The organism is Shewanella sediminis HAW-EB3 (assembly GCF_000018025.1).
In the GTDB taxonomy this organism is placed as follows: domain Bacteria; phylum Pseudomonadota; class Gammaproteobacteria; order Enterobacterales; family Shewanellaceae; genus Shewanella; species Shewanella sediminis.
Genome location: NC_009831.1, coordinates 310,939 through 334,408, shown reverse-complemented (window position 1 = coordinate 334,408; position 23,470 = coordinate 310,939). Strand labels below are relative to the sequence as shown.

The following is a 23,470-nucleotide window of genomic DNA, read 5'->3' as shown; positions in this document are numbered from 1 at the left end:
GCTTTTAGTCAATCAGATATTGCTCAGTGGAAGAAAGTTGCAGAGTGCACCAATTTGGTGCACCATGATGGTGCAGTAAGTCAACTTGGAGCACTGATGGATATAAAACACCTGTTCAATAACCTTGTAACAGCAGTCATGGTCATCGATGTTGATCTCAAGCTTTGCTATGCCAACGCAGCGGCTGAGCAGCTCTTAGGTGTGGGAAGCCATCGCTTAACCGAACATGTTCTATCAGACAGTTTTCAAATCCTTGGCGTAAGTACCGATTTATTGAGTAAGGCTATCAGAGAAAACCAAGGGCTCACGGTTAATACCGCCCCCCTGGTAACATTGGATAACCAACATCATACCGTAGACATAACGCTCACCCCTTTAGAGCAGGAACAGGGCTTAGGGCTGTTAGAACTCAGGCAGGTAGATCAACAGAGGCGTATTCATCAACAACTGACTTTAGATGCGCAACAACAAGCCGCTCAATACTTGGTGAGAAACCTGGCGCATGAAATCAAAAACCCTTTGGGTGGCCTTCGTGGTGCAGCGCAACTGCTCTCTCGTGAACTACATGATCCGCAGTTGAATGAGTTTACCGATCTTATTATCGAGCAAGCCGACCGACTACGAAATCTGGTGGACAGATTACTCGGCCCCCAGAGACCAACCCAACATAGCCTGCATAATATTCATGAAGTCGTTCAAAAAGTACTTAACCTTGTGAACATGGCCCTTCCACCGAACATCACGCTGAAGCAAGATTACGACCCTTCCATACCCGATATTCAAATGGATCCTGAACAGCTGCAACAAGCCGTACTCAACATAGTTCAAAATGCAATTCAGGCACTCGACACCGCAGGCGGGGAGATATTGATAAGGACGCGCACCCAGCACCAAGTCACCATCGGCACTTTAAGACACAAACTTGTATTAGCCTTATCCATCATAGACAACGGCCCAGGTATCAAACCTGAACTATTAGACACACTTTTTTACCCTATGGTAACAGGTCGTGATAACGGTTCAGGACTTGGTTTATCGATTGCGCATAACTTTGCTCGGCTACATGGCGGTAGAATTGATTGCCATTCCAAGCTTGGGAGGACTGAATTCACAATCTTACTTCCCATAAAAAACTAACAACCATAAGCAAATAACACAAGATTATAAATAAGAGCAGGGCGGGGTAAATCATGAGTATAACGGAACAAGTTTGGGTGCTCGATGATGACAGCTCTATTCGTTGGGTAGTTGAAAGAGCATTAAAGGGCGCCAGTATTACCAGTGCAAGCTTTGCGGCAGCCGAATCACTTTGGGAGGCGCTCGAACTGGCACAGCCTAAAGTCATTATTTCAGATATTAGAATGCCAGGAACGGATGGATTGAGTCTACTCGAACGCATTCAAGTTCATTACCCCCACATTCCTGTAATTATAATGACGGCACATTCGGATCTGGACAGTGCAGTTAGCGCATATCAAGCCGGGGCATTCGAATATCTGCCGAAACCATTTGATATCGATGAGGCCATTGCACTTGTAGAGCGAGCATTGACCCACTCTACCGAGCAGGCAAGTAATACTCCTGAGGAGATACAGGTCAAAGCACCTGAGATAATAGGTGAGGCGCCGGCAATGCAGGAGGTATTTCGCGCGATAGGCCGATTATCGAGATCCTCTATCAGCGTGCTGATTAATGGTCAGTCCGGAACGGGTAAGGAACTGGTTGCAGGTGCACTACACAAGCACAGCCCACGAAAAGAAAAACCATTTATCGCGATTAATATGGCTGCAATACCTAAAGATTTGATTGAGTCTGAACTCTTCGGCCATGAAAAGGGGGCGTTTACCGGAGCAGCAGGTGTCAGACAAGGCAGGTTTGAACAGGCAAATGGAGGCACCCTGTTTCTGGACGAGATTGGTGATATGCCACTCGATGTTCAAACACGATTATTGAGAGTCTTAGCAGATGGTCAATTCTATCGAGTCGGTGGACACTCTCCTGTTCAAGTTGATGTAAGGATCATTGCTGCTACTCACCAGGATCTTGAACTGTTAGTACAGAAAGGTGATTTTCGAGAAGATCTATTTCACCGCCTTAATGTCATAAGGGTTCATCTGCCACCATTATCACAACGACGAGAAGATATTCCTCAGCTCGCTCGTCACTTCCTCTCTTCTGCTGCTAAAGAGATAGCGGTTGAACCTAAGGTTCTGACCTCTGAAACGGCAAAAAAACTCTCTGAATTGCCTTGGCCTGGAAACGTGCGTCAGCTTGAGAACACATGCCGCTGGTTGATGGTAATGGCATCCGGGCAGGAAATTTTACCTCAAGACCTCCCCCCTGAGCTGCTCAAAGAACCCAACAGCTCCAATATAGATCGCTCAGGAGAAACTGCTGATTGGCAGGAGTCTTTAAAGAACTGGATTAACCAACGTCTGAAAGAAGGTGAAAGTGATCTGCTTACCGAAGTACAACCAGCTTTTGAGCGCATACTACTCGAAACGGCCTTGGAACATACTAACGGTCATAAACAAGAAGCAGCTAAACGCTTAGGTTGGGGTCGCAATACACTGACACGAAAATTGAAAGAACTGGCTATGGAGTAAGTATCTCTTCCAAATAAAGAAGCTTGCTGTAGCAGCAGGCTTTTTTATTTATACAGCACTAAGCCAAGCAAAGGCGTCTGTCATGGTCAGCTGCGGATATGCCACCATGGCCTTTCCTTGGAAACGGATCCATAGGGACAAGGAAAGTATCATTCTGATGTAGGCAACATCAGAAGTAGGGAATAGCCTCTACGTAGAAGTGTGCTTCAACCGCGAAGCTTGTATAACGAAATGAACGATTCCCGGCTAAAGCCGATACTACACAATCGAATGATGCACAGCCCCCGCGTAGCAGTGCGCTTTAGCCGCGAAGCTTGTATAACGAAATGAGCGATTCCTGGCTAAAGCCGGCCCTACACAATCTAACAATTCCCATCCCCCATGTAGGAGCGTGCTTCAGCCGCGAAGCTTGTATCATCCTTGGCAGCCTTGCATCGAGGCATTTGGAAATCCTAAACATCAGATGGTGGAAGTGTGGATATTGAAAGAGCTGTTATCGGCGCGACGTCGGCTCTTTATAAACCAATGTGGCATTCATGCCTGCATAAGTGGAGAAGTCCGCTGCAAAACCAAGCAAGGCGCCTGTCATGGTCAGCTTCGAGCAAGCTCTCCGCGTTACACCGCAGCATCAAGCTACACTTGATAAGCGCAGCAGTTCCACCCTACTCTACATGAGTATTGAGCCTCACTGCGTTCGGACTCTTTATATTCCCCATGTTCGAGTGGTCATTTCAAAAAGCCGTTAAACGAAAAAATCCCCAACACGAAGTGCTGGGGATTTATCGTTTATTAGGCGCCTGGAAATGACCTACTCTCGTAGTCCACGAAGTGGACACATGGGGGTGAAATTATGGCGCTATAAATACGCAGTATTTAGCCATAATTGAACGCGGAGAATCTGTGATTCGTAGCGGGAGGTCCCGCTCAGCGGCGGGTCGACGTCGGGAGTAGGCATTGCACGTACGTGCTTAAGTGGATAAGCCACCTGATTTCAATACAGGTAAGTTCGAGACATAAACTTTGATATTTTTTAAAAGCCCAAACGCAAAAAAGCCACCTTATTCAGGTGGCTTCTTCACTTAATTAGGCGCCTGGAAATGACCTACTCTCACATGGGGAGACCCCACACTACCATCGGCGCGATTGCGTTTCACTTCTGAGTTCGAGATGGGATCAGGTGGGGCCACAATGCTATGGTTTCCAGACTAATTTGATAAAATTTAGAAAGCTGTCTATTCAGAATCATCTAAATAGCTTTAAATAAAAGTTTGAGTCACACTAAAATCAAGTACTTTGTATTCTTTCAGTTAAGCAAAACCACTTGCAAAACCCATATGGGTTGTATGGTTAAGCCTCACGAGTCATTAGTACAGGTTAGCTCAACGCCTCACAACGCTTACACACCCTGCCTATCAACGTCCTAGTCTCGAACGGCTCTTTAGAGGAATTAAATTCCTAGGGATGACTCATCTTAGGACTCGCTTCCCGCTTAGATGCTTTCAGCGGTTATCGATTCCGAACGTAGCTACCGGGCAATGCTATTGGCATAACAACCCGAACACCAGCGGTTCGTCCACTCCGGTCCTCTCGTACTAGGAGCAGCTTCCTTCAATCATCCAACGCCCACGGCAGATAGGGACCGAACTGTCTCACGACGTTCTGAACCCAGCTCGCGTACCACTTTAAATGGCGAACAGCCATACCCTTGGGACCGACTTCAGCCCCAGGATGTGATGAGCCGACATCGAGGTGCCAAACACCGCCGTCGATATGAACTCTTGGGCGGTATCAGCCTGTTATCCCCGGCGTACCTTTTATCCGTTGAGCGATGGCCCTTCCATTCAGAACCACCGGATCACTATGACCTACTTTCGTACCTGCTCGACGTGTATGTCTCGCAGTTAAGCTGGCTTATGCCATTGCACTAACCGTACGATGTCCGACCGTACTTAGCCAACCTTCGTGCTCCTCCGTTACTCTTTGGGAGGAGACCGCCCCAGTCAAACTACCCACCAGGCACTGTCCTCAATCCCGATTCAGGGACCTGAGTTAGAACATCAAAGCTACAAGGGTGGTATTTCAAGGTTGACTCCAACAGAACTAGCGTCCCATCTTCAAAGTCTCCCACCTATCCTACACATGTAGGTTCAATGTTCAGTGCCAAGCTATAGTAAAGGTGCACGGGGTCTTTCCGTCTAGCCGCGGGTATACGGCATCTTCACCGCAATTTCAACTTCACTGAGTCTCGGCTGGAGACAGCGTGGCCATCATTACGCCATTCGTGCAGGTCGGAACTTACCCGACAAGGAATTTCGCTACCTTAGGACCGTTATAGTTACGGCCGCCGTTTACCGGGGCTTCGATCATGAGCTTCTCCGAAGATAACCCAATCAATTAACCTTCCGGCACCGGGCAGGCGTCATACCGTATACTTCCTCTTGCGAGTTTGCACAGTACTGTGTTTTTGATAAACAGTTGCAGCCACCTGGTATCTGCGACTCCCAACAGCTTAGAGAGCAAGTCTCATCACCGTCGGGAGCGTACCTTCTCCCGAAGTTACGGTACCATTTTGCCTAGTTCCTTCAGCCGAGTTCTCTCAAGCGCCTTGGTATTCTCTACCCAACCACCTGTGTCGGTTTGGGGTACGATTCCTACTAACCTGAAGCTTAGAAGATTTTCCTGGAAGCATGGCATCAACTACTTCAGTCCCTTAGGACCTCGTCATCAACTCTCAGCCTTAATGTTCACCCGGATTTGCCTAAGTGAACAGCCTACAGTCTTAAACGCGGACAACCAACGCCGCGCTAGCCTAGCCTTCTCCGTCTCTCCATCGCAGTTAGCAGAAGTACGGGAATATTAACCCGTTTCCCATCGACTACGCCTTTCGGCCTCGCCTTAGGGGTCGACTCACCCTGCCCTGATTAACATTGGACAGGAACCCTTGGTCTTTCGGCGAGGGAGTTTTTCACTCCCTTTATCGTTACTCATGTCAGCATTCGCACTTCTGATACCTCCAGCGTGGGTTACCCCTTCGCCTTCAACGGCTTACAGAACGCTCCTCTACCGCTTGCTAGTAAACTAGCAAACCCATAGCTTCGGTGTATTGCTTAGCCCCGTTAAATCTTCCGCGCAGGCCGACTCGACTAGTGAGCTATTACGCTTTCTTTAAATGATGGCTGCTTCTAAGCCAACATCCTAGCTGTCTAAGCCTTCCCACATCGTTTCCCACTTAGCAATAACTTTGGGACCTTAGCTGATGGTCTGGGTTGTTTCCCTTTTCACGACGGACGTTAGCACCCGCCGTGTGTCTCCCGTATAGTACTCATTGGTATTCGGAGTTTGCAAAGGGTTGGTAAGTCGGGATGACCCCCTAGCCTTAACAGTGCTCTACCCCCAATGGTATTCGTACGAGGCGCTACCTAAATAGCTTTCGAGGAGAACCAGATATCTCCCGGTTTGATTGGCCTTTCACCCCCATCCACAAGTCATCCGCTCATTTTTCAACATAAGTCGGTTCGGTCCTCCAGTTGATGTTACTCAACCTTCAACCTGCCCATGGATAGATCACCGGGTTTCGGGTCTACACCTTGCAACTAAACGCGCAGTTAACACTCGGTTTCCCTACGGCTCCGCTATTCGCTTAACCTCGCTACAAAATGTAAGTCGCTGACCCATTATACAAAAGGTACGCAGTCACGGTCTCAAGAACCGCTCCCACTGCTTGTACGTATACGGTTTCAGGTTCTATTTCACTCCCCTCACAGGGGTTCTTTTCGCCTTTCCCTCACGGTACTGGTTCACTATCGGTCAGTCAGGAGTATTTAGCCTTGGAGGATGGTCCCCCCATGTTCAGACAAGATGTCACGTGTCCCGTCCTACTCGTTTTCACGTAAAGTTAGTTTTCATGTACGGGGCTATCACCCTGTGCCGCTGTGCTTTCCAACACATTCCACTAACACCCTCTACGCTTAAGGGCTAATCCCCGTTCGCTCGCCGCTACTAGGGGAATCTCGGTTGATTTCTTTTCCTCCGGGTACTTAGATGTTTCAGTTCCCCGGGTTTGCCTCACATACCTATGTATTCAGTATGTGATACTCACTTATGTGAGTGGGTTTCCCCATTCGGACATCGTTAGCTCAAATGCTTGTTACTAGCTCGCCAACGCTTTTCGCAAGTTACTACGTCCTTCATCGCCTCTGACTGCCAAGGCATCCACCGTATACGCTTAGTCACTTAACCATACAACCCAAATGAGTTTCATCTGCGTTGCATTGCAACTAATGGTGTTTACTTTCGCCAAAAGAATACTCATGAAACATATTGCTATGTTTCGGGCACTTGATTTTAAGTGTTTTGAGAACTCAATTATTTATTTTCGCATTAATGCTATTAACTAAAGCAGTTGTTATCCCTTACGAGATAGCTTCCACTATAGTCCCTTTCACATTAACACTATCAGCTTTCCAAATTTTTAAAGAACAAGCATTACCGTCTAGGTATGCCACTCGCTCTAACAAGAACAAGTTATCTGTGTGAACACTCAACAAACATTAAGTTAGTCGTATAGGTAAGGAGGTGATCCAGCCCCAGGTTCCCCTAGGGCTACCTTGTTACGACTTCACCCCAGTCATGAACCACACCGTGGTAAACGCCCTCCCCGAAAGGTTAAGCTATCTACTTCTGGTGCAGCCCACTCCCATGGTGTGACGGGCGGTGTGTACAAGGCCCGGGAACGTATTCACCGTAGCATTCTGATCTACGATTACTAGCGATTCCGACTTCACGGAGTCGAGTTGCAGACTCCGATCCGGACTACGACCGGCTTTGTGGGATTAGCTCCACCTCGCGGCTTTGCGACCCTCTGTACCGACCATTGTAGCACGTGTGTAGCCCTACTCGTAAGGGCCATGATGACTTGACGTCGTCCCCACCTTCCTCCGGTTTATCACCGGCAGTCTCCCTAAAGTTCCCACCATTACGTGCTGGCAAATAAGGATAAGGGTTGCGCTCGTTGCGGGACTTAACCCAACATTTCACAACACGAGCTGACGACAGCCATGCAGCACCTGTCTCAGAGCTCCCGAAGGCACTAAGCTATCTCTAGCGAATTCTCTGGATGTCAAGAGTAGGTAAGGTTCTTCGCGTTGCATCGAATTAAACCACATGCTCCACCGCTTGTGCGGGCCCCCGTCAATTCATTTGAGTTTTAACCTTGCGGCCGTACTCCCCAGGCGGTCTACTTAATGCGTTAGCTTGGGAGCCCAGTAACTAAGTTACCAAACTCCGAGTAGACATCGTTTACGGCGTGGACTACCAGGGTATCTAATCCTGTTTGCTCCCCACGCTTTCGTACATGAGCGTCAGTCTTTGTCCAGGGGGCCGCCTTCGCCACCGGTATTCCTTCAGATCTCTACGCATTTCACCGCTACACCTGAAATTCTACCCCCCTCTACAAGACTCTAGTTTGCCAGTTCCAAATGCAATTCCCAGGTTGAGCCCGGGGCTTTCACATCTGGCTTAACAAACCGCCTGCGTACGCTTTACGCCCAGTAATTCCGATTAACGCTTGCACCCCTCGTATTACCGCGGCTGCTGGCACGAAGTTAGCCGGTGCTTCTTCTGCGAGTAACGTCACAGCAAGCAGTTATTAACTACCTACCTTTCCTCCTCGCTGAAAGTGCTTTACAACCCGAAGGCCTTCTTCACACACGCGGCATGGCTGCATCAGGCTTTCGCCCATTGTGCAATATTCCCCACTGCTGCCTCCCGTAGGAGTCTGGGCCGTGTCTCAGTCCCAGTGTGGCTGATCATCCTCTCAGAACAGCTAGGGATCGTCGCCTAGGTGAGCCATTACCTCACCTACTAGCTAATCCCACCTAGACTCATCTAATCGCGAAAGGCCCGAAGGTCCCCTCCTTTCCCCCGTAGGGCGTATGCGGTATTAGCAGTCGTTTCCAACTGTTATCCCCCACGACTAGGCAGATATCTAGGCATTACTCACCCGTCCGCCGCTCGACGTCTGATAGCAAGCTATCTCCGTTTCCGCTCGACTTGCATGTGTTAGGCCTGCCGCCAGCGTTCAATCTGAGCCATGATCAAACTCTTCAATTAAAGTTTTGTTGGTTCCTAAGAACCGGCTCAATGAATTCTGATTTCGTTTAAAAGACTCGGAAGAATCTTAGAAACGTTTGTACATATTGCTATGAACACTCATCTTACATTGAGTAAAATTTTTGACTACTTCGTGAGAAGTAGTTTCGAATAACTCAACACCTGTGAGTGTCCACACAGATTTCTTGTTTCAATTTGTTAAAGAGCGCTAGCATCAATCTTTCAGATGCTGCCGTTAGACGCTAGGTCGTTGGCTTGAGGAGGCGTATTCTACACGCTCCGTGGTTGGCGTCAAGCGCTTATTTTAAGAAGTTTTTCAAGCGATGATTTCTTATACACTCTCGTATGTAAGGCACATCAATGAACCGCTTAAACCGCTTTTCACCTGATTAGAGTTTCTATTGAAAATCTAATCTCTAACACTGCTGCAAGTCCCGTACTATCTAGCTTAATGCTAACTCGTTGGCCTGCTGTGCCGTGTCAGTGGGAGCGAATTATAGGGAGTTTTAGGCAGAGCACAAGCGCTAATTAGTGAAAAATGAATGTTTTTATAAAAGAGATGCTTAAACACATGTTACATACCAATTACGCACAGAGTTACCCACAACCGCCTTAGGCTACCGTCATTTTCACTAGAGTTTCCACTTCTAAAATTGGCCATACCCAAATGATATCCCACCTAAACTTATGTATAAAAACCAACCAACTGAGACTTTTATGCAACCAAGCACTGAGCTGCTGTACGTACACAGTGGTTAAATCATCAAATGAACTGGCCCTATAAAAGCGCAACGGCCTGAAGTTAGCCCCTTTATTCTCTGCTCCTCCCCAGAAATAAGCTCTGCAACTTCTATCCGTGGAAGAATACACCTGGCTTTGCAGTACAAGAAACATTTTAATTTTGGTGGTGTAGATCTTGTTCAAAGAAGAAGTGCACGATTGAAAGGATCCACGAGAAAGCAGCTAGCCTCTACGTAGAAGCGTGCTTTAGCCGCGAAGCTTGTATAACGAAATGAGCGATTCCCGGCTAAAGCCGGTCCTACACAATAGAATGATGCCAGAAATTAACACCCATAGTGCGCTAACTACTTTTTAAGCTAAGAGCAAAGGCGCCTGTCATGGTCAGCTACGGATAAATCCTCCATGTTCAGCTCCATCATCAAGCTTCGCTTGAAAAACGCAGGGCCTTCACCCTACTCTCGACGTCAGCGAAGTGAACACATGGGGGGAAGTTATGGCGCTATAAATACGCAGTAGTTAGCCCCAGTTGTTTAAGTAAAAAATGAACGCGGACAATCCAGGATTCGTAGCGGGAAGCGACATCGGGAGTAGGCATTGCACGTACGTGCTTAAGTGGATAAGCCTCCTGATTTCGATACAGGTAAGTTCGAGACATAAACTTTGATATTTTTTTAAAAGCCCAAACGCAAAAAAGCCACCTTATTCAGGTGGCTTCTTCACTTTAAATTCAGGAGTGCGCCTGTCATGGTCAGCTTCGAGCAAGCTCTCCGCGTTACACCGCAGCATCAAGCTACGCTTGATAAGCGCAGCAGTTCCACCCTACTCTACATGAGTATTGAGCCTCACTGCGTTCGGACTCTTTATATTCCCCATGCTCGAGTGGTCATTTCAAAAAGCCGTTAAACGAAAAATCCCCAACACGAAGTGCTGGGGATTTATCGTTTATTAGGCGCCTGGAAATGACCTACTCTCACATGGGGAGACCCCACACTACCATCGGCGCGATTGCGTTTCACTTCTGAGTTCGAGATGGGATCAGGTGGGGCCACAATGCTATGGTTTCCAGACTAATTTGATAAAATTTAGAAAGCTGTCTATTCAGAATCATCTAAATAGCTTTAAATAAAAGTTTGAGTCACACTAAAATCAAGTACTTTGTATTCTTTCAGTTAAGCAAAACCACTTGCAAAACCCATATGGGTTGTATGGTTAAGCCTCACGAGTCATTAGTACAGGTTAGCTCAACGCCTCACAACGCTTACACACCCTGCCTATCAACGTCCTAGTCTCGAACGGCTCTTTAGAGGAATTAAATTCCTAGGGATGACTCATCTTAGGACTCGCTTCCCGCTTAGATGCTTTCAGCGGTTATCGATTCCGAACGTAGCTACCGGGCAATGCTATTGGCATAACAACCCGAACACCAGCGGTTCGTCCACTCCGGTCCTCTCGTACTAGGAGCAGCTTCCTTCAATCATCCAACGCCCACGGCAGATAGGGACCGAACTGTCTCACGACGTTCTGAACCCAGCTCGCGTACCACTTTAAATGGCGAACAGCCATACCCTTGGGACCGACTTCAGCCCCAGGATGTGATGAGCCGACATCGAGGTGCCAAACACCGCCGTCGATATGAACTCTTGGGCGGTATCAGCCTGTTATCCCCGGCGTACCTTTTATCCGTTGAGCGATGGCCCTTCCATTCAGAACCACCGGATCACTATGACCTACTTTCGTACCTGCTCGACGTGTATGTCTCGCAGTTAAGCTGGCTTATGCCATTGCACTAACCGTACGATGTCCGACCGTACTTAGCCAACCTTCGTGCTCCTCCGTTACTCTTTGGGAGGAGACCGCCCCAGTCAAACTACCCACCAGGCACTGTCCTCAATCCCGATTCAGGGACCTGAGTTAGAACATCAAAGCTACAAGGGTGGTATTTCAAGGTTGACTCCAACAGAACTAGCGTCCCATCTTCAAAGTCTCCCACCTATCCTACACATGTAGGTTCAATGTTCAGTGCCAAGCTATAGTAAAGGTGCACGGGGTCTTTCCGTCTAGCCGCGGGTATACGGCATCTTCACCGCAATTTCAACTTCACTGAGTCTCGGCTGGAGACAGCGTGGCCATCATTACGCCATTCGTGCAGGTCGGAACTTACCCGACAAGGAATTTCGCTACCTTAGGACCGTTATAGTTACGGCCGCCGTTTACCGGGGCTTCGATCATGAGCTTCTCCGAAGATAACCCAATCAATTAACCTTCCGGCACCGGGCAGGCGTCATACCGTATACTTCCTCTTGCGAGTTTGCACAGTACTGTGTTTTTGATAAACAGTTGCAGCCACCTGGTATCTGCGACTCCCAACAGCTTAGAGAGCAAGTCTCATCACCGTCGGGAGCGTACCTTCTCCCGAAGTTACGGTACCATTTTGCCTAGTTCCTTCAGCCGAGTTCTCTCAAGCGCCTTGGTATTCTCTACCCAACCACCTGTGTCGGTTTGGGGTACGATTCCTACTAACCTGAAGCTTAGAAGATTTTCCTGGAAGCATGGCATCAACTACTTCAGTCCCTTAGGACCTCGTCATCAACTCTCAGCCTTAATGTTCACCCGGATTTGCCTAAGTGAACAGCCTACAGTCTTAAACGCGGACAACCAACGCCGCGCTAGCCTAGCCTTCTCCGTCTCTCCATCGCAGTTAGCAGAAGTACGGGAATATTAACCCGTTTCCCATCGACTACGCCTTTCGGCCTCGCCTTAGGGGTCGACTCACCCTGCCCTGATTAACATTGGACAGGAACCCTTGGTCTTTCGGCGAGGGAGTTTTTCACTCCCTTTATCGTTACTCATGTCAGCATTCGCACTTCTGATACCTCCAGCGTGGGTTACCCCTTCGCCTTCAACGGCTTACAGAACGCTCCTCTACCGCTTGCTAGTAAACTAGCAAACCCATAGCTTCGGTGTATTGCTTAGCCCCGTTAAATCTTCCGCGCAGGCCGACTCGACTAGTGAGCTATTACGCTTTCTTTAAATGATGGCTGCTTCTAAGCCAACATCCTAGCTGTCTAAGCCTTCCCACATCGTTTCCCACTTAGCAATAACTTTGGGACCTTAGCTGATGGTCTGGGTTGTTTCCCTTTTCACGACGGACGTTAGCACCCGCCGTGTGTCTCCCGTATAGTACTCATTGGTATTCGGAGTTTGCAAAGGGTTGGTAAGTCGGGATGACCCCCTAGCCTTAACAGTGCTCTACCCCCAATGGTATTCGTACGAGGCGCTACCTAAATAGCTTTCGAGGAGAACCAGATATCTCCCGGTTTGATTGGCCTTTCACCCCCATCCACAAGTCATCCGCTCATTTTTCAACATAAGTCGGTTCGGTCCTCCAGTTGATGTTACTCAACCTTCAACCTGCCCATGGATAGATCACCGGGTTTCGGGTCTACACCTTGCAACTAAACGCGCAGTTAACACTCGGTTTCCCTACGGCTCCGCTATTCGCTTAACCTCGCTACAAAATGTAAGTCGCTGACCCATTATACAAAAGGTACGCAGTCACGGTCTCAAGAACCGCTCCCACTGCTTGTACGTATACGGTTTCAGGTTCTATTTCACTCCCCTCACAGGGGTTCTTTTCGCCTTTCCCTCACGGTACTGGTTCACTATCGGTCAGTCAGGAGTATTTAGCCTTGGAGGATGGTCCCCCCATGTTCAGACAAGATGTCACGTGTCCCGTCCTACTCGTTTTCACGTAAAGTTAGTTTTCATGTACGGGGCTATCACCCTGTGCCGCTGTGCTTTCCAACACATTCCACTAACACCCTCTACGCTTAAGGGCTAATCCCCGTTCGCTCGCCGCTACTAGGGGAATCTCGGTTGATTTCTTTTCCTCCGGGTACTTAGATGTTTCAGTTCCCCGGGTTTGCCTCACATACCTATGTATTCAGTATGTGATACTCACTTATGTGAGTGGGTTTCCCCATTCGGACATCGTTAGCTCAAATGCTTGTTACTAGCTCGCCAACGCTTTTCGCAAGTTACTACGTCCTTCATCGCCTCTGACTGCCAAGGCATCCACCGTATACGCTTAGTCACTTAACCATACAACCCAAATGAGTTTCATCTGCGTTGCATTGCAACTAATGGTGTTTACTTTCGCCAAAAGAATACTCATGAAACATATTGCTATGTTTCGGGCACTTGATTTTAAGTGTTTTGAGAACTCAATTATTTATTTTCGCATTAATGCTATTAACTAAAGCAGTTGTTATCCCTTACGAGATAGCTTCCACTATAGTCCCTTTCACATTAACACTATCAGCTTTCCAAATTTTTAAAGAACAAGCATTACCGTCTAGGTATGCCACTCGCTCTAACAAGAACAAGTTATCTGTGTGAACACTCAACAAACATTAAGTTAGTCGTATAGGTAAGGAGGTGATCCAGCCCCAGGTTCCCCTAGGGCTACCTTGTTACGACTTCACCCCAGTCATGAACCACACCGTGGTAAACGCCCTCCCCGAAAGGTTAAGCTATCTACTTCTGGTGCAGCCCACTCCCATGGTGTGACGGGCGGTGTGTACAAGGCCCGGGAACGTATTCACCGTAGCATTCTGATCTACGATTACTAGCGATTCCGACTTCACGGAGTCGAGTTGCAGACTCCGATCCGGACTACGACCGGCTTTGTGGGATTAGCTCCACCTCGCGGCTTTGCGACCCTCTGTACCGACCATTGTAGCACGTGTGTAGCCCTACTCGTAAGGGCCATGATGACTTGACGTCGTCCCCACCTTCCTCCGGTTTATCACCGGCAGTCTCCCTAAAGTTCCCACCATTACGTGCTGGCAAATAAGGATAAGGGTTGCGCTCGTTGCGGGACTTAACCCAACATTTCACAACACGAGCTGACGACAGCCATGCAGCACCTGTCTCAGAGCTCCCGAAGGCACTAAGCTATCTCTAGCGAATTCTCTGGATGTCAAGAGTAGGTAAGGTTCTTCGCGTTGCATCGAATTAAACCACATGCTCCACCGCTTGTGCGGGCCCCCGTCAATTCATTTGAGTTTTAACCTTGCGGCCGTACTCCCCAGGCGGTCTACTTAATGCGTTAGCTTGGGAGCCCAGTAACTAAGTTACCAAACTCCGAGTAGACATCGTTTACGGCGTGGACTACCAGGGTATCTAATCCTGTTTGCTCCCCACGCTTTCGTACATGAGCGTCAGTCTTTGTCCAGGGGGCCGCCTTCGCCACCGGTATTCCTTCAGATCTCTACGCATTTCACCGCTACACCTGAAATTCTACCCCCCTCTACAAGACTCTAGTTTGCCAGTTCCAAATGCAATTCCCAGGTTGAGCCCGGGGCTTTCACATCTGGCTTAACAAACCGCCTGCGTACGCTTTACGCCCAGTAATTCCGATTAACGCTTGCACCCCTCGTATTACCGCGGCTGCTGGCACGAAGTTAGCCGGTGCTTCTTCTGCGAGTAACGTCACAGCAAGCAGTTATTAACTACCTACCTTTCCTCCTCGCTGAAAGTGCTTTACAACCCGAAGGCCTTCTTCACACACGCGGCATGGCTGCATCAGGCTTTCGCCCATTGTGCAATATTCCCCACTGCTGCCTCCCGTAGGAGTCTGGGCCGTGTCTCAGTCCCAGTGTGGCTGATCATCCTCTCAGAACAGCTAGGGATCGTCGCCTAGGTGAGCCATTACCTCACCTACTAGCTAATCCCACCTAGACTCATCTAATCGCGAAAGGCCCGAAGGTCCCCTCCTTTCCCCCGTAGGGCGTATGCGGTATTAGCAGTCGTTTCCAACTGTTATCCCCCACGACTAGGCAGATATCTAGGCATTACTCACCCGTCCGCCGCTCGACGTCTGATAGCAAGCTATCTCCGTTTCCGCTCGACTTGCATGTGTTAGGCCTGCCGCCAGCGTTCAATCTGAGCCATGATCAAACTCTTCAATTAAAGTTTTTTGTTCGACTACGTCGAACGACTCAATGAATTAAACTGTTTCTCATTCACTTCGTTCATAAAGAAGTTGGTGAACTCGATAATTACATTTCTGTAAATTACATATTGCTATGAACACTCATCTTACATTGAGTAAAATTTTTGATTGCCTCAAAAGAGACAATTTCGAATAACTCAACACCTGTGAGTGTCCACACAGATTTCTTGTTTCAATTTGTTAAAGAGCAATGATATCAATCTTTCAGATATCGCCGTTAGACGCTAGGTCGTTGGCTTGAGGAGGCGTATTCTACACGCTCCGTGGTTGGCGTCAAGCGCTTATTTTAAGAAGTATTTCAAGCGATGATTTCTTATACACTCTCGTATGTAAGGCACATCAGTGAACCACTTAAACCGCTTTTCACCTGATTAGAATTTCTATTGAAAATCTAATCTCTAACACTGCTGCAAGTCCCGTCCTATCTAGCTTAACGACTATTTCTAATCTCTAAGCGTTAGTCTAGTTAGCCTGCTGTGCCGTGTCAGTGGATGCGCATTATAGGGATACCAGCCCAGAGTACAAGGGCTTTTTAATAAAAAACCGACCTTTTTGCAGTTTTCATCCTTAGCCACATAATACCCACCACTTACCCTCTGAGTTATCCACATAACACATTATCCGGAGGTAATTGGGGTACCTAATCACGATTAAAACAGGATCTCGTTATACAGGATCTTGATGGATGATCACTTCGGCATGATCAAAAGCATTTCTTAACCTTTCCTCGGTTTCATCTGCGATTGTATGGGCATCTCTTAATGTAAGATCGCCATCCAGTTCTAAGTGACATTGAATGAAAGTGGTCTTTCCTGACTCGCGAGTTCTAAGGTCATGAAACCCGTTTACTCTCGGATCTTCCTGGATTAACTCAACGATCGTCAATCGAGTATCAGCATCCAACTCTCTATCTAGCAGTGACTGAATCGAACGGTAGCCAAGCCCAATGGCTTGTTGACCAATAAAGATGGCAATAAGAATGGCAAACAGACCATCGGCCCACCACCAACCATACTGAGATAAGACTAATGCGAGTAATACCGCTGCATTCAGAAACAGGTCAGACTTATAATGTAGCGCGTCGGCTTCTACTACTGTACTGGAAGTCTCTGCCAAGGCTCTTTTCTGCAATAAGACCAAGGCAAACGTTAATACAATGGCGACAACGGATACGACAACGCCTACCATGGCATGATTAATTGGCGTCGGATTAATTAATCGATCGCCACCGTGAAACAGTAACAGGAAGGCTGAACCAAGAATAAATGCTGACTGAGCTAAGGCTGCCAGTGGCTCTGCCTTACCATGTCCGTACCTATGATCCTGATCGGCTGGTACGATTGCATACCGGATCGCGATGAAGTTAACTATTGAAGCTAGGGCATCGGCAAATGAATCTGTTAATGACGCTAACATACTGGCCGAACCTGAGTACATCCAGGCCGCCATCTTGATAATAATAAGGGTCAAGGCAGTAGCCACAGCTGCGCGGCTAGCTAACTTGACCCAGAAGTCATATTGGGAAGTCTGTTTCATAGGATCATATTTCTACTATCTATAGCTACTATCATTCTCTATTAGATAGCAGGGGAAGCACATGACCCTAAGTGTATCTTAAATCATCCTAAAACTGTGACGACTATCGCTCACCTTTACGTTCGTGACGAGAATGCCCCTTTTCGAAGTTCTCCTTAAACTTAACTTGCTGCTCAGGAGTCAGTAGCTTATATATCTCATTCTGCACTTTAAGCATACCTACGGCTTTATCTTGACGCTTCTCATGCTTTTGCTGCATGAGTAGTTTTACTTGAGATTCATCGAAACTATCTGCAGTGATCAAGGCAAGCATCTCTGTTTTATGTGCCTGGCGTTCATCACTCGTTGGACGGCTGCCCTGCATTGAATCTTTCTGTGCTTTCATCAATGTTTTAATTTCGGTGCGCTGCTCATCGGTCAGATCTAAGCCTCTGAACATCTTCTTCATAGCACTCTTCATACCACCATTATGATGCCCCATTCTGTCACCTTTCATATGGTAGCCACTATCTTGGCATCCAGTCTGCTGTTCTGCATAAACGCTTGTAGTCAATAACGCGGTACCGGCCACGATGGCAAGTAGCCCTGCTTTCAATGTATTTGCTTTCATATAACTGGCCTCTAATTGTTTATGGGGTAATCCCCTTCATTCGACACTAGCTATTTTAGCGCTCCCTATGTAAGTCAGGGTTTGGGTTTCGTAAAAGACTGTAAATAAACTAAGACTGGCTATTCCTGCTCCCTTATCTTTACGTAGAATTACATTGATAAACTGCAATTGACATCCAAAAGGGTATAATTCCGGTGTTAGCGTCTTGTATTAAGGTAGAGAAATTTAATGAGCCAAATATTACTGATCGATGATGACCTAGGCCTGTCTGAGCTATTGGCACAACTTCTTGAGCTAGAAGGGTTTGAGCTTACTCTTGCCCACGATGGTCAGGAAGGACTCAAGCTAGCACTCGAAAAGCAATTTGACCTCATTCTTTTAGACGTGATGCTACCTAAACTCAATGGATTTGAGGTCCTGAAGGCGCTTCGTGTCAGCAAGCAAACTCCGGTTCTGATGTTAACCGCAAGAGGTGATGAGATTGACCGAGTTGTCGGACTTGAAATTGGCGCCGACGACTATCTACCTAAACCTTTCAATGACAGAGAGCTCGTTGCCAGAATAAAAGCCATAATAAGACGCTCCAATATTTTACCGGAAGAAAAAGCAACGACTGTATATGAATATGGTGATATTCAACTCGACCCAGGCAGACAGGAAGTCTTTTGCCAAGATCAACTGCTCATATTAACAGGAACAGAGTTCGGCCTGCTGTTTGAGATGTTACAGAATGGCGGCGAGTTGATCAGCAAAGAGATGCTCAGCGAAAAAGTGCTGGGGAAAAAGCTGATGCCATTCGATCGCAGCCTGGATATGCACCTTTCAAACTTACGAAAAAAATTACCCGAACGCACTGATGGTCGACCAAGAGTCAAGACTATCCGAGGTAAGGGCTACATTTGGCTGCCCTAATGATCAAAGACAGACTCCCTAATCGAATATTTATCAAGTTACTGCTCGGTTTCTGGCTGTGTAGCTCCCTAATCATCGCCATCGTTGGCCTGCTGCCTCTGTTGCAGCAAAGCCACGATCGCGCCCCATTGCCTCCTCACCTTGAAAAGCTACTCGAGCGATATGCAGAGCGGATCATAGATAATCCGGAGATCATTCAAAACAATCAATTCAGGCGTCTTAGTCATCGTCGTGATTTTCAGGGGAAACCGATTCGATTTTATCTGGTAAACGATCAAGGAAGGGTCATCAATACCGAAAAAGTTTCACGAGGTATGCGGCGATTCATGCTTATGGCAGAGGAAACCAGTAAACCGATCAGTCATCAATTTAAGGATGAGCTGCTCTTTGGCCCCTACAATTTTGCAGTATCAGGAAAGCAATATTCTTTGTATGGTCGATTTAATGATCGTCATCCTCGTCCCTGGTTTTTCTTCTTCGCTGAAAACAAGCTGCTCACCTTAACACTGGCGATCGGGTTATCAGGGCTAATTTGTGGACTACTCGCTTGGCACTTAGGTAAACCACTTCGAACACTGAGACTCAGTGCCGATGCACTTGCCAATGGGGATCTAACCAATCGTGTCGACTATGCAACCACTAAGCGAAAAGATGAGATAGGTCAATTGGCTCAAGCCTTTAACGGTATGGCCGACTCTGTTGAAAATATGGTTAATAGCCAACAAAGACTCATCAGTGACATCTCACATGAACTCCGTACACCACTTACCCGATTGCAGCTCGCACTAGCCTTAGCTCGTAAGAAGGGGCAAGAGTCTGCAGAAACCGAGCGTATTGGCTACGAGGCTGAGCAATTAGAGAAGATGATCTCAGAGCTATTAGAGCTATCTAAAGTCAAACTCAATGCTCATGATCACAAAAGACACCTCGGTTTAGCGGAGACATTAGGGCAGGTACTCGACGATGCCGAGTTTGAGGCAGAACAGCAGCAAAAGGAGTTAATAATTAAGATAGATGAGGAGATAGAGTTACCTCTCTACCCTAAGCCTCTGTCCCGCGCTATTGAAAACTTGTTACGTAATGCGATTCGATATTCTCAATCTTCTGTCTCAATCAAAGCCCACAAGGCAATGAACATCGTGACAATTGAGATAACCGACGACGGTCCGGGCATAGATAATGAACAAGATCTGCTGGCAATCTTCAAACCTTTCTATCGTCCACAATCGGCACGAGAGAGAGAGTCCGGAGGCTGGGGGTTAGGACTTGCGATTACCGAGGCAGCTGTAATGGCTCATCAGGGCAAGATTACTGCATCTAATCTCGCCCCCCATGGGCTAAATGTGACTATTGAGCTACCGAGTTAAGCCGCTGAAGCAGCCCTCTCCTGCACCAACCAGGCAGAGAACTCCATCTTGTCCGGGATACGTTTATCAGAGTGCCCCATAAGATGGGTTAACGCGTAGCTGAATTGATAATACATCTGCACGTCACCGCTATGCTTGTTGGCATCGTCGCTATTTATCATGGCGCCGCGTAAATAGTTGACGACTAACTCGGCCCTGTCGAAACCGGCAACATCACCAACTTGGCTAATCAGACCCTTATTCCACAGTTCATACTGAGAGTAAAGCTTCTCGAAGCGGTGGCGGTAATACTGAGTAGCTTGTACTAAAATTTCAGCATTTGGCATCACACGTTCGATGACAAAACGTTGATTAGATAGAGTATCTCGCAAGCGCCAGCAGTGGTGGAATAAGATTCGCCTTAGGGGATCGCTATAATTGAGCTCATCCTCTTTAGCTTGCTCCAGCCAGCGGCTGTAATCTGCACACGCTACTGCGACAATAAGATCGGCCTCAGAGGGGAAATGGTTATAGATAGTACCTTTAGAGATCTGGCTTGCCTTCACCAAGTGTGAGCGACATAGATCGAATGTCTTATGCCCTTGCAGACACCTTTGAGCGACCTCTATCAGATAATGCCCACGCTGTTCCCAATTACTCATATCGACCCCATCACACTTATCAAAACAATTTAATATCAAGTTCACAATCAAACGATAACAAGTTCTTTAGCGAGTGGATATTGAGTAATATAGGTAGCATTATTAACTATCTCAATATCAACGGTCGCAACCTATGCTTAAGAGTGAATTATTAGAAGGTTTTATCGCCGTCGCCGAATGCGGAAACTTGTCTAAGGCTGCGGAGAAGATCTGTCGAACTCAATCAACCCTTAGCTTACAGATTAAAAAGCTCGAGGAGAGTGTGGGCCAATCCCTGCTACTGAGAGATAATAAAGGTGTCACGCTGACAGAGCCGGGTGAAACCCTGCTCAACTATGCTTATAAGATGATGCAACTAAACTCTCAGGCACTCGATGAGCTAAAGGAGTGTAAAAACAAAGAAGTCATTCGCTTAGGTGTTCCTACCGATTACATTAACCGTTATCTCAGTAGTAGCCTGCTTGAGTTTATTCGCGAATTCACCTGCATCGAGTTGGTGATCGATACTGACGTCAGTGGCAACCTTTATAAACGTCTGCATCAGGGGGAGTTCGATGTTATCGTCGCGACTCACTGGCAAACGCCAGCACCAGGACATGGCGAACTGCTATTTGAGCGCCGCTTTCTCTGGGCTACAGCCAAGGGCGGTAATGCCCACAAGCGCAATACTATCCCAATGGCGCTCTACCCTGAAAACTGTCCTATTCGAGCCCAGGTCTTTGCCAACCATCAGATATCGATGCGTCAGATCAATGTTCTGCTTTCCACTCCCTCGCCAAATGCTCTATGCATGGCGGTTGAGAACGATTTAGCAATAGCGCCTATCGCAGAGTTTCGCATCAACGACAAGATGGAAGTTCTCGATCCTATCGAGCATAACCTGCCCCCATTGCCTGTATTTAATGAGTCGCTGTATCTCAATCCTGACACACAAACTAAAGCGACGAAACAGTTAACCACACTGCTTAAGGCTCACACAGAAAAGTATCAGCAATAATTCGTTCTTCAATTATCGCTCACAAAAAAGGAGGCTTTAAGCCTCCTTGTACTAGTCTTTAGTATCGTAACTTCAGCAACAAATCACTTTGCAGAAGTACTATTTTAAATAAGTTAAAGCACATATTTAACAGAGAAAATCACTCGATTTAACTCTCCGCTATCGCCATTTTGCTTCGTGTTTTCTGCATACATGTACTCAACACCAACGGTCAAAGGCTTAACCGGTGAATAGAGTAAGTTCACATAACCAGAGTACGACTCTTCATTAACTGCTCCACCCGTTAACGCGACATCATTATCGGCCTTAAAACCTGAAACGGTGAAACTTGAGCGCAACTTATCATTCCACCAATGACGATATGAGGCAAAACCACCGTAAGAGCTAATGGTCTCAATATCACCATCACTGTTTAAGACACCAGCATTAGCATAGTTGAGCGCCATATAGCGGCCCATACCCTCACCAACCGTCGCTGAAAGTTTGATATCATCACTACCAACCGGAATGACACCAGTTAAGCTAACACCGTAACCCATTTCCTGAGTATCCAGATCACCTTGCTCAATGTTCAGCTGTCTCGCTAAACCGGCAACAGTGAACTTAGCGCCACCTTCAGTTTTGAAATTATAACGTGCAACAAAATCCGGTACCATGCCACTGCCGCTAGTAATACGAGCACCGCCACCGTTTGGAGTCACCGTGGTCTCTGGGTTCTCTACCGCAAACTGGAAGCCACCATTGGTATAACGAACCATAGACTGACGAACAAACGGCGTACCTTCAGCCGCGCCGACAAAATCTAAGTTCTCAGGAAGCGCGCCAGGGTTTTGGAACGTACTCCAGGTCTGACCTATTGTCCAGTTATCGAAACTAACGATTGCATGACGAATACGAGGAGAGTAACTATTTGAAACACGCTCATTACCGTCTGCGTGGGTCATGAAATCAAGTTCGATAAATCCACTTAACTTATGACCATCAAGATTTGTACTGGTTTTGAAGTTAAAACGTGACTCGCGGGCCTGAAAGTCGACAACTTGCTCGCCATTACCCTCTGCGCCATAAATAGCACCTGGCACATAAAACTGTCTGGAAATGGCCCCTGAACCCGGTGCACCATTGCTGTAATCACTGAACATGACGTCCGTTTTTACATATCCACCAAATTTGAACTCTGTATCTCCAGCCTGTGCTGTCGAACATGGGGCACTTAAGGCAACAACTACAGCGGTTCCAACTAAACTAAGTCTTCCTGAAAATATACTATTTTTCATCACATCACCGTTATATTTTTATTGTTAAAATGACCTTCCCTAAAAGAAGTTAATGAAGGGAAGGTGTTTCACATGAGTGCCACTCAACACTAATTAGGCTCATGAAGTCACCTCTTAGGTTGATTGGCAAATCCAATTGCCTTAGCCAATGTCATTTCTTGCAGGGGAACAATCGACCAAGCGCTTGTTATTGTGAAAAAGCCAACCATATTCAGAAAACACAAACTAAATATGGTTGGTCGCTTCGGTTCAGACCGAAGATGGGAAACTAACTACACTTCAGCAGACTACTGCTTATGCTTATCAAACTTAAAAGTATGACAGTTGTTGCACATAGGCTGTTTAGGCTGGTGTTCACCATGACACTCTTGGCAAGGTAACTCTTTGCCATAGTGCAAGTTGTTGTGTGGGTTTTGCCACTTGTCTTCTTCATTTCGAGCCGTCTGCTCTGCTAGATCATCAACATCATGACATTGCAAACATGATTGATCTGACGGAAATTGTTTAATGCCATTGTCGTGACATGTCTTACAATCCTTTCCGATCACTTCTTTGTGGTGGTCACGTACTTCAACAGCCTGTACAGACAGTGTTAATAGGCAACCTAATGTTAGCGCCAATACCGCTTTCAATTTAATCATCTCTAATTCCTCTTA

General features: G+C 47.1%; 10 protein-coding genes and 6 rRNA genes. 5 read left to right on the top strand and 11 right to left on the bottom strand.

From position 1 onward, the window contains the following. Window positions 1-96 precede the first annotated feature (96 nt). Both glnL and glnG read left to right on the top strand, forming a co-directional pair. Window positions 97-1,137 carry a nitrogen regulation protein NR(II) gene (gene glnL / locus SSED_RS01470; protein WP_012004422.1) on the top strand — a complete coding sequence of 347 codons (1,041 nt, stop codon included), beginning with the start codon at window positions 97-99 and terminating at the stop codon, window positions 1,135-1,137. Window positions 1,138-1,190: 53 nt separating this feature from the next. Then, a complete protein-coding gene (gene glnG, locus SSED_RS01465; RefSeq protein ID WP_012004421.1) occupies window positions 1,191-2,606 on the top strand; it encodes a nitrogen regulation protein NR(I) in 1,416 nt (471 codons plus the stop codon). A 1,089-nt stretch (window positions 2,607-3,695) separates the two neighbouring features. Here the strand turns inward: glnG and rrf (SSED_RS01460) are convergent. The 8 genes from rrf (SSED_RS01460) to SSED_RS01420 all read right to left on the bottom strand — a co-directional run bounded on the left by rrf (SSED_RS01460) (window position 3,696) and on the right by SSED_RS01420 (window position 17,620). Beyond that, window positions 3,696-3,811 (bottom strand): 5S ribosomal RNA (gene rrf / locus SSED_RS01460). A 138-nt stretch (window positions 3,812-3,949) separates the two neighbouring features. Next, window positions 3,950-6,845 (bottom strand): 23S ribosomal RNA (locus SSED_RS01455). Between the two features lie 329 nt (window positions 6,846-7,174). Further along, window positions 7,175-8,717: ribosomal RNA gene (locus SSED_RS01450) — 16S ribosomal RNA — on the bottom strand. Between the two features lie 1,692 nt (window positions 8,718-10,409). Next, window positions 10,410-10,525 (bottom strand): 5S ribosomal RNA (rrf, locus tag SSED_RS01440). Between the two features lie 138 nt (window positions 10,526-10,663). After that, window positions 10,664-13,559: ribosomal RNA gene (locus tag SSED_RS01435) — 23S ribosomal RNA — on the bottom strand. A 329-nt stretch (window positions 13,560-13,888) separates the two neighbouring features. Continuing rightward, window positions 13,889-15,431, bottom strand: a 16S ribosomal RNA gene (locus tag SSED_RS01430). Together the 16S, 23S and 5S rRNA genes form the textbook arrangement of a ribosomal RNA operon. A 709-nt stretch (window positions 15,432-16,140) precedes the next feature. After that, a complete protein-coding gene (gene fieF, locus SSED_RS01425) occupies window positions 16,141-17,010 on the bottom strand; it encodes a cation efflux pump FieF (RefSeq protein ID WP_012004420.1) in 870 nt (289 codons plus the stop codon). Between the two features lie 103 nt (window positions 17,011-17,113). Next, complete coding sequence (locus tag SSED_RS01420; protein WP_012004419.1) at window positions 17,114-17,620, bottom strand: Spy/CpxP family protein refolding chaperone; 507 nt, start codon at window positions 17,618-17,620, stop codon at window positions 17,114-17,116. Window positions 17,621-17,848: 228 nt separating this feature from the next. Here SSED_RS01420 and SSED_RS01415 point away from each other — a divergent pair, with 228 nt between their 5' ends. Both SSED_RS01415 and SSED_RS01410 read left to right on the top strand, forming a co-directional pair. Beyond that, window positions 17,849-18,532 (top strand): response regulator, encoded by a 684-nt coding sequence (locus SSED_RS01415; protein ID WP_012004418.1) that lies wholly within the window; start codon window positions 17,849-17,851, stop codon window positions 18,530-18,532. Then, window positions 18,532-19,899: an ATP-binding protein gene (locus SSED_RS01410; RefSeq protein WP_012004417.1), complete on the top strand. Its 1,368-nt coding sequence runs from the start codon at window positions 18,532-18,534 to the stop codon at window positions 19,897-19,899. Before SSED_RS01415 ends, SSED_RS01410 begins: the two co-directional genes overlap by 1 nt. On the opposite strand, the gene SSED_RS01405 is transcribed toward SSED_RS01410, so the two are convergent. Beyond that, window positions 19,896-20,540, bottom strand: coding sequence for a TetR/AcrR family transcriptional regulator (locus SSED_RS01405; protein ID WP_012004416.1), 645 nt, complete (start codon window positions 20,538-20,540; stop codon window positions 19,896-19,898). The genes SSED_RS01410 and SSED_RS01405 overlap by 4 nt on opposite strands. A 133-nt stretch (window positions 20,541-20,673) precedes the next feature. Between SSED_RS01405 and SSED_RS01400 the strand changes: the two genes are divergently transcribed. Next, window positions 20,674-21,537, top strand: a complete 864-nt coding sequence (locus tag SSED_RS01400) for a LysR family transcriptional regulator (RefSeq protein WP_012004415.1) — start codon at window positions 20,674-20,676, stop codon at window positions 21,535-21,537. Window positions 21,538-21,650: 113 nt separating this feature from the next. On the opposite strand, the gene SSED_RS01395 is transcribed toward SSED_RS01400, so the two are convergent. Together SSED_RS01395 and ardB are read right to left on the bottom strand one after the other, a co-directional pair. Beyond that, window positions 21,651-22,802: a DcaP family trimeric outer membrane transporter gene (locus tag SSED_RS01395; protein WP_086022459.1), complete on the bottom strand. Its 1,152-nt coding sequence runs from the start codon at window positions 22,800-22,802 to the stop codon at window positions 21,651-21,653. Window positions 22,803-23,101: 299 nt separating this feature from the next. Beyond that, window positions 23,102-23,455, bottom strand: coding sequence for an acrylate reductase cytochrome subunit ArdB (ardB, locus tag SSED_RS01390; RefSeq protein WP_012004413.1), 354 nt, complete (start codon window positions 23,453-23,455; stop codon window positions 23,102-23,104). Window positions 23,456-23,470: the final 15 nt, after the last annotated feature.